Consider the following 12,821-nt stretch of genomic DNA (forward strand, 5'->3'; position numbering starts at 1 on the left):
ATCTCTACCTACGTTTTAGTAGCGAGATTATAATTGGTACTGAATTTTCTGATTCGTTGACATTTATGATACTTTTCGCATTTAAAAATGTCAATGGGTTAATTATAAGTTTTTTTATAAGTTTTATATCCATTACTGACACGTCTTCTTTTTTCACCAAGCCATAATTACAACATATGCTAAAACTAAAGAAAGAGGTGCATGTATGACTAATAATATGAATCCGTCTTTAAATAATATTGCAATTTCGCCTATGACCCCTCAGGTTATTCAGACGAAATTTGGAGATATTAATGGAGATGGCTTACTCGAAACTGTTCTTTTGATGGGGACTAAAACTCCAGATAGCCCTTTGTGGAAAAACCTAACGCTCGCTATTTTTTACGGACAATCGCACCAATTCGAAAAAATAACGCTAAAACAAAGCGTCGGCTATAACCCAACCATATTTTTAGGTGACTTTACTGGCAATCATCTAGAAGATATTTTAGCTATTTCTGACACTGGAGGTAGTGGAGGCATTATCAACGGTGAAATATTTGCCTCAATCAACGGCAAAATAAGCTCAATTTTTGATGCAGAATCTTTTAATAATAAGCTAAAGTACACCGTTAATTATCAAAATCAATACAAAGTAGCCGTTCGTAGCATGAATCCAAAAAAGCAATATATCATCGATTTACAATACAAAGGTCCCGAATATTTAGCGGAAATTTATAATCAAGATGGTACACTGAAGCAGCCTATTGAAGGGTGGGTAGATCCAATCAGCGGATTGTATCCAGTGGACTATGAACGCGATGGAATATATGAGATTTTAGCTTATCAGTCGATCGCAGGCAGATACCATGCCGATGGATTAGGCTATGTAGAAAATATTTTGAAATGGAATGGCCATGAATTTATAGTTGACCGGCAAACCGTAGGGATTTTTGGAGAAGATTTAAAATAAGTTGCTATCCACTTATATAGGGTAAAAAGCAAGAATCTGCCCGATTTCCGCGCAGAACATCGAAATCGGACAGATTCCCCTTTAAAACGCTGATAAGACAACACACTGTTACTGTAAGGTTTATTTTTCTACCAATGCAAAATAATTATTTTCGTGATCAGCAAAATTAAAAACCCTACCCATTGGCATCATTACTAAATCTCCTACTTTAACGCCCTTTGCTTGAAAATCTTGATATAGGTTCTCTATATGATCGGCATAAAACATGATAGAAGGTGTACCTAAATTTAATTCAGGCTGCATTTTTGCAATGATTTCTTTATTGTGTAGAACAAAGGTAGTTTGAGCTTCTTTAGTTGGAGCAATTTCAATCCAACGTACTCCTCCCTCTTCCTGGTCAGCAACTACAACAAATCCAATTTTTTCTGTCCAAAACTTCACGGCAGTATCCTGATCATTTACGTATAACATTACTTGTCCAATTTGTCGAATCATGAAACAATTCCCTCCTCTTTTGAGCATTAGTATACATCAAAAGGTAGCTTTGTATGTCATCTAATGGTTATCGTTTTTAGGAGAATTTCAACGTATTAGTTCCTGATATCTACAATTAATGAATAGTTATTACAAAATACTTAACTTTTATTTTATTTTTGATAAAATGAGCCTAGTCGTCTATTATTTGCCTTATCCGGAAAAGTATAGACTCGTCACCGTAACATGGGGTTAATTTCTGTTCCGACCGAGCATGTTCTTTGGATCGTCCGCTGAGCATCTTCTACCGAATGGAAATAAATAGCATGTGTTTTAACACGTGTCATCTTTAATTTTTGGTGATAAGACAAAGTATAAAATACTAATATTATAGTGAGGATAATTCAAGTGAAACAACTAAGTTTAAGGAAAAAGCTCATTTTTTCATTTTTAGCAATGCTTCTCATCCCAACACTGTTAATTGGAATTGTTTCTTACCAAAGTGCTGGAAAGCAAATTTCGGAAGAACAACAAGCAAGCGCAACCGAGAGTGTGCGCATGCTTAATACAAATATTACCAACACGGTTGAGCCCAAAGTGAAGGACGTTCAATATTTTACAAAAAAGCTCAATCAATCTTATTTACAAGAAGGTAAAATTACAGAACTTAAATCTCTTTTCCGCGAGTACATGAACATGCATCCAGAGGTGGAGCTGATTTATATCGGAACCTCTGATGGTAGGCTTCTGGATGAACCTGCTCAAAAATACCCTAGTGGGTTTGACCCCCGCACAAGACCTTGGTATAAGCAAGCTTTAGATAACGAAAACAAAGTGTCTATTACGGCTCCATACGTTACAGAGACTACTGGTGATATCGTTCTTACGATTACTCAAGCTTTACCAGATGGCTCTGGGGTAATAGGGTTAGATTTAAATATATCTACACTAAGTACTATCACAAATGATATACGCATTGGAGAAACTGGCTTTGCTTCACTTTTAGATAGCAATAAAGTTTATATTGCCCAACCAGATAAAGAGAGTGGTGCTGAAGCAACAGAAAGCTATATTACTAAAATCTATGAACAAGATAGTGGTACTGTTATAGAAAAAGATCGACAGCTACAATTTGTTACAAATAAACTAACAGGTTGGAAAGTTGTTGGTACAATGTTTACAGCCGAGGCTGCAAATGCTGCTGCTTCAACCTTTAATATAAACTTAATAATCATTGTTGTTTCTATTATTGTTGGCATTATTTTTATGCTATTCATGATAAAATCGATCGTTAATCCGATTATTCGACTTAAACAAAGCGCTATAAAAATTAGCGAAGGTGATTTAACAGCGTTTATTGACATTCATTCTAAAGACGAGATTGGTCAACTCGGGGAAGCCTTTATCGCAATGAAGGCTAACTTAAAAAAACTTATTCGTGACGTTGATCAAAGCTCTCAACATGTACAGACTTCGGCACATGGATTATCTGCGAATGCCGAACAAAATATAGCTGCTTCAGAGCAAGTTACTGAAGCTATGCAACAGGTTGCTATCAGCACAGAAAAACAAACAATAGGTATTGACCAAAATGCTATTTCTATTGAGGAAATTGCAAAAGGAGTCGTTGAGGTAGCCGATAGCTCTATGCAAGTTTCAGATCTATCTAGCCATGCTATAAAATTGGCCAATGAAGGCGGACAAGCGGTAGAACAAACTGTTAATCAAATGATCTCCATTCATGAATCTGTGACACAATCAGATACGATGATTAAATCACTCTATGATCGAACAAAAGAAATTGGTTCTATTTTAGAAATTATTAGCGCTATTTCGGATCAAACAAATCTGCTTGCCCTTAATGCTGCTATTGAGGCCGCGCGAGCTGGAGAGCATGGGAAAGGTTTTGCAGTAGTCGCCGATGAAGTGCGGAAATTAGCAGAACAATCCCATCAATCAGCAGAGCAAATTTCTGCACTAATTACTGGCATTCAGCAAGATACGGCAAAATCTGTTCAAACAATGATTAAGGCTTCAGCAGATGTCCAGGATGGTTTACAGCTAACAGAAGATACAAGTAAAAAGTTTGCAAGTATTATTAAGAGTCTGCACGATATTGCTCCGAAAATGGAGGATATATCTGCATCTGCTCAGGAGATGTCAGCGGTAGTCGAGGAAGTTTCTGCAACTGCTATCGAGCTAACAGATCATGCTAAATTAAATGCGGCTGCGTCAGAGGAAGTTGCCGCTTCAACTGAACAAACATTGTCCTCGATGCAGGAGATGGCTATAGCTGCAAAATCACTACTCGATATGGCCGATGAATTACAAAGCTATGTAAATCGTTTTAAATACTAAAAAGAAAGCACGATGAAAAAGGGTTTCCCCATTCATCGTGCTTTCTTGCATTGTTATTATTTATTATCCTCATGACTAAATTGCCACTCAATACCAAATTTATCAGTGAGTGAGCCATAACATTTACTCCAAAATGTTTCTTGTAACTCCATAGTAACTTTTCCACCATCTTTAAGAGCCTCAAAAGCTTTGTGCATCTTAGCCTCATCATCTGAGACAACAGCTAATGTTACATTGTTTCCGATTGTGAACGGTGAGCCTGGAAATGTATCTGAAAACATTACAGTACTACCAAAAATCGAAAGTCGCGTATGCATTACAAGGTCTTTAGCTTCTTCTGGTAATTGATAATTTGGATTCTGTGGTGAATCACCGAATGTCATAATTTCAGCCTTGTCTGTATCAAAAACTTTCTCATAAAACGATACTGCCTCTCGACAATTTCCATTAAAAATTAAGTATACCTCTACTGCCATTTCCAACACTCCTTTGTCATTTTTTGAAACAACTCTATTGTACATGGATAACGAATAATAATACAAATTTTAGATGAACCGGTTTTGTGCAGAGTTTTACAAAATATAAAGACATTTTAATCGAACTTTTACTTCCATCTATAACAGGCGTGATTATTGAGCGATAAAAGGATTTTTTGTTGCTATTTTGCCAATATATCCCCATTTTTAACTAATTTCCGCTACGGTCTACTCGACTTCCGCGGGAAAGCGGTATTTCCCGTTCTCCCCTACTACTTTTTTATTTATTTGGATAAAAGCTTTGACATTTGCTCAAAAATAATGTAAATTACCAAATGACGAACGATTTAAATCAAAACTTAAAAAATATTCGTATTTTAGGAGTGTTTATAATGGATAACGTATTTGACTATGAAGATATTCAACTAATTCCCGCAAAATGTATTGTAGAAAGTCGCTCAGAATGTGATACTTCTGTTACTTTAGGCGGTCATACATTCAAACTTCCTGTTGTACCAGCAAACATGCAAACAATTATCGACGAAAGTCTTGCTGCGAAGCTTGCTGAAAACGGTTACTTTTATATCATGCACCGCTTTAATCCAGAGACACGTATCAACTTCATCAAAGATATGCAAGACCGTGGATTAATTGCATCAATTAGTGTTGGTGTGAAAAATGAGGAATATCCTTTTATTGAAGAATTAGCAGCTGCTAAATTAGTGCCTGAATTTATTACAATCGATATTGCACATGGTCATTCAAATGCTGTCATTCGTATGATTCAACATATCAAAAAACATCTACCAAATAGCTTTGTGATTGCTGGTAATGTGGGCACACCTGAAGCAGTACGTGAACTTGAAAACGCTGGTGCAGATGCAACAAAAGTTGGTATTGGACCAGGTAAAGTATGTATTACTAAAATCAAAACTGGTTTTGGTACAGGTGGTTGGCAGCTAGCCGCACTACGCTGGTGTTCAAAAGCTGCAACGAAGCCTATTATCGCTGATGGTGGTATTCGTACGCATGGTGATATTGCAAAATCTGTTCGCTTTGGTGCTTCAATGGTGATGATCGGATCATTATTTGCAGGTCATGAAGAGTCACCTGGCGAAACAATCGAAATCGAAGGGAAAACTGTGAAGGAATACTTCGGGTCTGCTTCTGAATTCCAAAAAGGCGAACGTAAAAATGTTGAAGGTAAAAAGATGTTTGTTGAGCATAAAGGCAGCATCAAAGATACTTTAATCGAAATGCAACAAGACCTTCAATCATCTATTTCCTATGCAGGCGGCAATAAACTAGACGCCATTCGAAATGTAGATTATGTAATTGTGAAAAACTCTATTTTTAATGGAGACAAAGTATACTAAAAACTAAGAAAACCCAAACAAGAATGGCATAAATTCTTGTTTGGGTTTTTCATTGGATTCCGTTTCTTTACTCTATATGAGCTTTAGGATAAATACCAAGCGATTGTAACTCTTACTCGAGCCTTCGACCCCTTTTCCTATTCCAAATATATATAAAATTGGACATATTTCAAAATACTATTATTTATTTTCAGAATTTTCTATTTTATTGAAAAATTTTATATTATAATTAAATTAGATGTTACATTTTGTAAATAAAGAACGGAGGTTTTGCCTATGATGAAATCAGTCCGTAACAAGCTCGTCACTCTAGCCATTATCGTTATTTTGATTCCTACGGCACTAGTTGGATTGGTTAATTACTTCGTGGCGAAAAATGAAATGGATGAGATAGGTCGACAAAGTCTTAAAAATGGTACATTAGGAATTATTGAATTAATTGCCCAATTAGATGAGGAGGTTCAACAAGGGAAGCTTACGTTAGAAGAAGCCCAGGAACGTGCCCGAACACAGATAGTTGGCAAAAAACTTGAAGATAATAAAAGATCCATTGATAACCCTGTTAAATACGGTGAAAACTTCTACTTTTATGCGTTTAAAGATGACGGAACAGTGGAAACGCACCCATCTCTTGAAGGGCAAAACATCTACGACTTACAAACAACTGACGGCCGTTATTTTGTACGTGAAATGATTGATGAAGCAAATGCAGGCAGTGGGTATGTCCGATATGATTGGGCATTACCGTCAAAACCTGATGTAACCGCTCCTAAAATTACTTATGTAGCTAAGGACAAGCATTGGGGATGGATTATAGCAGCCGGTACCTATGAAATGGATTTCAATGCAGGTACTACAAAGGTCCTTTACTACTCACTTGCTATGACTGCTCTTGCAACAATCATCGGTGTCACACTATTTTGGTTCTTCTCAGGTAGGATGACTTCATACATACGCCGACTTATGGAGATGACATCAGATATTGCTAAAGGAAAATTAACTGGTGAAGACATTCCTATTACGACAAAAGATGAATTAGGGATACTCGCTAGTAATGTCAACAATATGAAGCATAGCTTAAACGAAATGGTTAATAATACGAAAGAAAGTGCAGCTCAAATGAGAGTTTCATCAGAAATACTTAGCGCCATTACAGAAGAAACGACTGCTTCAGCAGATGAAATTCACCAAGCAATTACAGAAATATCCAAAGGGGCTGTTATTCAAGCTGAAGAAGCTGAAATGGCGAGTAGTATGGTTGAAAAATTGTCCTCACTTATCTTAAATGCAACTGATAAATACGTAGATATTACTGAAAATTTGAATGCTATTCATAAATCCCAGGAAAACGGCAGACAAAAAGTAGAAATATTACAACAAAACTCGAATGAATTTACAAATGTGATTGAAGAGCTGAGAGCAAATTTCTCAAGTTTAACCAGCCAAATAGAAGAAATTCATAATGTTGTCCAAACAATCACATCCATCTCTGAACAGACTAATCTTTTAGCTTTAAATGCAAGTATTGAGGCCGCACGAGCAGGCGAACATGGCAAAGGGTTTGCTGTAGTAGCAGAAGAAGTGCGTAATTTATCGGAAGATACAAATAAAGCTACAAACCACGTGAGGAGCTTAATAAAACGTATCGAAATAGATACAGCTAATTCAGATTCAAAGATGATGAACACACTCAAACTTTCACAGGGACAGGCTATATCAATTAATGAAGTAAAACATGCATTTACTATATTAGCAAATTCTATACAAGGTATTACAGAGCATCTTGTTTCCCTCGATCAAACTATGAGTGAGATGTCTGAAAATCGTTTAATCGTTATTAATGCCATTAATGAAATAGCTAGCGTTGCAACACAATCAGCAGCGGCCACTGAACAAATAAATGCTTCGGTCGATGAACAAAAGTCGGCAGTCACATCCATTATGGACTCCTCTGTGGAGCTACACACAGAAGCAGAGCGCATGCATGATTTAGTCGATCGTTTTACGTGATATTATATTTTGTCAAAAGATAAATATCCCTTATAAGATAGGTTTTACAGCCAATCTAATAAGGGATATTACCATTATATGCACACTTTCAGCAAAAGAAAAAATGCTACCAATTAAGTGTAGCATCTCTTTCAAGATTATAGCTTGTTAATAACAGCGTGGATTGTTTCTTTTAATTCTGCATCATGATCAGAAAGGTCTACAAGGTTTGCCACACGCTCACGTAATACTGGACGTTCAATTACAAGCTTTTCATCAAGAACTTGTACTAGTAACTCGATGATAAGACGATCACGTACGTTTAATGCTTCTTCTAAACGCTCTGGTGTAATTTTTCCTGTTTTTGCTGCTTTAGCCATTTTAAAAACCCCTTTTGAATTTTATATTCATGCACATCTATTTTAGCATACAGCTAATTTATTTTGAAAACTTTCTTTCGCGAATATATAGGCTCATCACCATAACGTGTGGTTGATTTCCGTTCCGACTGGGCGCTTTTATCGCTGCCGCTTCGCTTTCGCGCAGAGCAGAGCTTCCTTGGGGCGTCCAGCCTTCACTCCAATCAACCTATATACATAACATACGTTTTAACAAATATCATCCACAGCTTTCGGCGATAACCTAATATATACCAAAACTTTACAAATGAAACCTAATACATTTACGATAAAATGTTATAGTCAAATCATAAAACGAATACGCTCAACCATATGATTATGTGTTATTTAGTTATTCATATTCACTTAGAACGACTTACAAGATTGGAGGAATTCGATGAACCAAAAGAACTCGACTTATTTACAATTAATAAAGGCTATACCGAAATCTTTACAATTCTTTCTAAATGTTTGCCTTGTACTTTTAGCGCTCATTTTATCCTTCCTACTTTGCAAAGAACTTATCCAATTCCTTAAAATTTTAATATTCAACAATGATGGCGGAGACTATAAGCTTTTCCTCGCAAATATTCTTATTTTCTTTTTGTATTTTGAATTTATCACTATGATTATTAAATATTTTAAAGAGAATTATCATTTTCCACTAAGGTACTTTATATATATAGGAATTACGGCCATGATACGATTAATTATCGTAGAGCATGATCATCCCGTAAACACCTTAATTTATTCACTTATTATTTTAATATTAATTATAAGCTATTTTATTATTAATATTACGCCACTGGAACGGCCAGTACGATCATCGCTTATTATGAAAAAAGAACAATAGCTTGATACTGTAGAATTGCTTAATTTCTGGCCACTCTACACTGAAAAGGAAACACATCCGCATTCATTTCTCCACCTTAGTGGTGGAAGTCATCTGTAGCTGACGTTTCACTTTCGCCACAAAAAACATCTGTAACTGACGTTGCACTTTCGATACAAAAAACACTGCTGAATGGAGATACAAAGTGCTTTTAGATGCTCTTTTGTTGGCTGTAAACTACCCATCCTTCCTAGATAAGCGCCAACCTCAATATCAACAGAATGTATAAAATCTTCTTCCTTCAATTTCATATACAACCCCATCCTACACTAAATTTATTTTAAGGCACGCTCTTTTCATAATTTTTTTCACATTAATTTCAGCTCTTGATAATAACATATATTACCACATGCAAATAATACTGTATGTTGACAAGATTATTAAGGTTAGTTCCTTATTAGATGTCTACACAAGAATTACAAGGTGGAACATTAGTGCTTGTTGTTTTGAGTCAACAGCATACAACGTATAATAGCTACAACCTTATTCAGCGTCTCGAGCAAGTCGGATGTAACAATGAACTATGTACACTACTCACATTGCTTCGTCGATTGGGCATAAGGCAGTAATTACAAGTTGCAAGGATACAACCAAAGGGAAAGCCCGGAAATATTAAATGTTATGGAATTAGGAGTGCATGAATTATTGAAGGGAGACGGAAAGAGTGAATCTGATTGATGTATATATTCATGAAGTAACTAAAAGGATAAGTAAAGATAAACGTAATGATACCAGTCTAAAACTAAAATCTACTATTGAAGATATGTTACCTGGAGATTATTCAGAATCAGATATAAAGGGAGTGCTTAAAAAGCTAGGCAATCCTGTAGAAGTTGCAGCAAGCTATCAGGACACACCACGATTTTTAATCGGTCCAAAAGTGTTTGAAACTTATATTAGGACAATAAAATTAGTTGTTCCTTGGGCGGTTTTTATTACTGTTATTTTTCAGGTGATAGAAAGTATTGTTCTTTATAACGGAGAAGGTACACTTCTGACTGCTATTATTAAAACTATTTCTTTAACTATCGCTAATATTATCTCAGTAATTATATATGTACTGTTCTGGATTACAGTTGCTTTCATTGTTATTGAACGATCTGGAGGAAATAATATTCGAATACCCTTTATAACAGACCGTCCGGAATGGACACCTGATGATTTAGTAAAAGTTAAAATAATTCCTAAAGAAAAAACTATTTCACTTAATGATAATATTTTTAGTCTCTTAGGTATTGCTATTTTCGCCTTTGTCTATTTCAATGCTAATCACCTTTTAGGAATCTATACGTCTCACAATAAAGGCGGCTTAAAATTTGTTATGCCTATATTCAATCAGGAAGTCTTACTCTCCTTCGCTCCAATCATTTTATTTTGTATAGCTTTAAGTGTAGCTTTAACATTATGGAAATTGAAGACTGGTCAATGGACAATGTTAATTGCCGTAGCTAATGCGCTCCTTCAATGTACAGGAACTATTGTTTTTATCCTCTTGGCTATTCACCATGATTTCATACACAGTCCCGCTGTACCTTATATCGCTGCGATTACGGAAACGACCTCTGCTAAGATTTTGTTTGCTATAGACCGAATATTATTCGTAAGCATTGCTATAGCCATCATAGCAAATGCATTTGATATTTATAATGGCTTTAAAAAGGCTAGAGTTTGAAAAGAAATATAAGTTCTGAGGGCTGACTCTTTCTTGTTGGCTCTTTACTCATCATATAAATTCACTACCTACTAAAAACTTTTTCCTATACCTGAAAACGTTTAAGATGCTCCCTCAAAATACCGTTATTCTCTAATGTTTTGTATAATAATAATCTGCACTAATTCAAACAGAATAAGGGGAAATAATTATGACCATTCTTCTTGTAGATGATAATCAAGTCAATCTATTTGTAATTGAAAAAGTATTAAAAAATGCAGGTTATGATAACTGTGTTTCTCTAACATCTGCCTATGAGCTTTTTGATTATTTACAGTTAGATGCACCAAATCCAAAAGGAAATTCCGTGGATTTGATTTTATTAGATATTATGATGCCTGAAATCGACGGTATTGAAGCCTGTAAACGTATTAAGCAAAATAAACGATTAAAAGATATTCAAATTATCTTTGTCACAGCTTTAGAAGATAAAAACAAGCTCGCAGAAGCACTTGATATCGGAGGAGTAGACTATATTACAAAGCCAATTAATAAAACGGAGCTCCTCGCTAGAATTCGAGTTGCTTTACGATTGAAAGCTGAATTAGATTGGCATACTCAGCAAGAAAAGAAAATACAATACGAATTAGATCTGGCAACACACGTACAAAGAAGCCTTTTGAGCGCTCCTTTAAACGAGACTAATATTCAAATAGAGGTATCTTATCTTCCTTCTTCTAATTTAGCGGGAGATATGTATTATTGGCATAAAATAAATGATCACCGATACGCCTGCATTTTACTTGATATGATGGGACATGGTATCTCTGCAGCACTTGTTTGTATGTTTATCTCCTCTGTCCTAAGAGAGGCTGTTAAACAATTAGAAGACCCTGAATTAGTTATAAAAGAGTTAAACCGTTATATGACACTTTTGCGCAACGGAAAAGAGGACAATCTTTTTTATTTCACGGCTATTTATTTAGTGATAGATACCGAACAAAAAACAATTGAATATGTGAACGCTGGTCATCCTTCTGGCTATGCTCTGATCGATAAAAAGACGCTCGTACCATTAAAACGAGGAAGCTGTGCAGTCGGCTTTTTCGATGAGATCGACGTACAAAAGCAATTTATTCAATACAATGAAGATGTGCAAATTATTTTATATACGGATGGTGTGCTAGAAGCAATGGGACCTTGTGAAATGGAATCCGAGAAGCATTTACAATCGCTAATATCTACGAAATGGGATTATTCTCGAAGTCTAATCGACAATTTACTGCCTAAGGAGAAACAAGCGAATCAACCAGATGATATGTGTGTATTAATGATTCAAGTGCAGGCTATATAAGATATGGCTGTTGCCTAAGTCTCTACTGTGGAGAAACTTAGGCAACAGCCCATTTTTTATCTCACTCTATCTTCTGATATATTTTTTCATTACCTATGATTTCCTTATATTTTGAAATGCTGTCCTCAAATCGTATTGTCTCCTTATCTCCTAAGCATAAAAATCCATTATCACTTAGACTTTCGGAAATCAAATGATGGACCTGATTTTGTAACTCAGATGAAAAATAAATTAAAACATTTCGGCACACAATGACATGAAATTCATTAAACGATTGATCTGTTACTAAATTATGCTGTGCAAATATAATGTTTTTTAACAGTGATGGATGGAAATAAGCATATTGATAATCTGTTTTATAGTATTCGGAAAAAGCATGATGGCCACCTGCAAGCATATAGTTTTTAGTATATGTCTGCATTTTGCTAATCGGAAATACTCCCTTTTTTGCCTTTTCCAAAACTTGTTCGTTCATATCTGTAGCGTAAATAACCACTTTATCCATTAACCCTTCCTCCTCTAGCAAAATAGCCATGGAGTATACTTCCTCACCCGTGGCACATCCTGCATGCCATATCCGAATTTCAGGGTAATCTCTTAAATACGGTACAACCTCTTGGCGAAAAGCCTTAAAAAAACTAGGGTTGCGGAACATTTCAGTAACATTTATAGAAAAATCGTTCAATAGTTGCTCTAAAAATCCGTTTTCGTGTATTACTTTTTCAAGTACACGAGAAATCGTTGAGATATTATTCATCCTCATCCTATTACTAATTCTTCGTGATATTGAAGAACGATTATATTGTCGAAAATCAAATCCTGACAAACGATAAATACCCTCAAGTAATAAATCAATTTCTAAATCTGTCGGCGCTTTTTGTTGCAAAGGAAATCGGTCCAT

11 protein-coding genes are annotated in these 12,821 nt (G+C 35.5%); 7 read left to right on the plus strand and 4 right to left on the minus strand.

The genetic code is table 11. The features are described 5' to 3' along the window. Nucleotides 1–205 precede the first annotated feature (205 nt). Nucleotides 206–952, plus strand: a complete 747-nt coding sequence (locus tag ACQKMV_RS16945; protein WP_427505337.1) for a hypothetical protein — start codon at nt 206–208, stop codon at nt 950–952. Between the two features lie 120 nt (nt 953–1,072). Here ACQKMV_RS16945 and ACQKMV_RS16950 read toward each other — a convergent pair whose 3' ends face one another. Then, nucleotides 1,073–1,447, minus strand: a complete 375-nt coding sequence (locus ACQKMV_RS16950; RefSeq protein WP_427425674.1) for a VOC family protein — start codon at nt 1,445–1,447, stop codon at nt 1,073–1,075. Nucleotides 1,448–1,834: 387 nt separating this feature from the next. Between ACQKMV_RS16950 and ACQKMV_RS16955 the strand changes: the two genes are divergently transcribed. Continuing rightward, on the plus strand, nt 1,835–3,784 hold the full coding sequence (locus tag ACQKMV_RS16955) for a methyl-accepting chemotaxis protein (RefSeq protein WP_427505339.1): 1,950 nt from the start codon (nt 1,835–1,837) through the stop codon (nt 3,782–3,784). Between the two features lie 56 nt (nt 3,785–3,840). Here the strand turns inward: ACQKMV_RS16955 and ACQKMV_RS16960 are convergent, their stop codons facing one another. Then, on the minus strand, nt 3,841–4,260 hold the full coding sequence (locus ACQKMV_RS16960; protein WP_427505340.1) for a VOC family protein: 420 nt from the start codon (nt 4,258–4,260) through the stop codon (nt 3,841–3,843). 392 nt (nt 4,261–4,652) lie between these two features. On the opposite strand from ACQKMV_RS16960, the gene guaC reads away from it, so the two are divergent. Then, entirely contained in the window at nt 4,653–5,636 is a 984-nt protein-coding gene (gene guaC, locus ACQKMV_RS16965) for a GMP reductase (RefSeq protein WP_427505341.1), read from the plus strand. A gap of 276 nt (nt 5,637–5,912) precedes the next feature. Next, nucleotides 5,913–7,646: a methyl-accepting chemotaxis protein gene (locus ACQKMV_RS16970; RefSeq protein WP_427505343.1), complete on the plus strand. Its 1,734-nt coding sequence runs from the start codon at nt 5,913–5,915 to the stop codon at nt 7,644–7,646. A 137-nt stretch (nt 7,647–7,783) separates the two neighbouring features. Here the strand turns inward: ACQKMV_RS16970 and ACQKMV_RS16975 are convergent, their stop codons facing one another. Continuing rightward, nucleotides 7,784–8,005, minus strand: coding sequence for a phosphate-starvation-inducible protein PsiE (locus ACQKMV_RS16975; RefSeq protein ID WP_387084852.1), 222 nt, complete (start codon nt 8,003–8,005; stop codon nt 7,784–7,786). Nucleotides 8,006–8,420: 415 nt separating this feature from the next. Between ACQKMV_RS16975 and psiE the strand changes: the two genes are divergently transcribed. The 3 genes from psiE to ACQKMV_RS16990 all read left to right on the plus strand — a co-directional run bounded on the left by psiE (nt 8,421) and on the right by ACQKMV_RS16990 (nt 11,920). Next, complete coding sequence (gene psiE, locus ACQKMV_RS16980; protein WP_427505345.1) at nt 8,421–8,876, plus strand: phosphate-starvation-inducible protein PsiE; 456 nt, start codon at nt 8,421–8,423, stop codon at nt 8,874–8,876. 703 nt (nt 8,877–9,579) lie between these two features. Further along, nucleotides 9,580–10,587: an HAAS signaling domain-containing protein gene (locus ACQKMV_RS16985; protein WP_427505347.1), complete on the plus strand. Its 1,008-nt coding sequence runs from the start codon at nt 9,580–9,582 to the stop codon at nt 10,585–10,587. A gap of 190 nt (nt 10,588–10,777) precedes the next feature. After that, nucleotides 10,778–11,920, plus strand: coding sequence for a SpoIIE family protein phosphatase (locus tag ACQKMV_RS16990; protein ID WP_427505348.1), 1,143 nt, complete (start codon nt 10,778–10,780; stop codon nt 11,918–11,920). A 61-nt stretch (nt 11,921–11,981) separates the two neighbouring features. Here the strand turns inward: ACQKMV_RS16990 and ACQKMV_RS16995 are convergent, their stop codons facing one another. Further along, nucleotides 11,982–12,821, minus strand: coding sequence for a CheR family methyltransferase (locus ACQKMV_RS16995; RefSeq protein WP_427505350.1), 840 nt, complete (start codon nt 12,819–12,821; stop codon nt 11,982–11,984).

Source organism: Lysinibacillus sp. NPDC094403, from assembly GCF_050278745.1.
GTDB lineage: Bacteria > Bacillota > Bacilli > Bacillales_A > Planococcaceae > Lysinibacillus.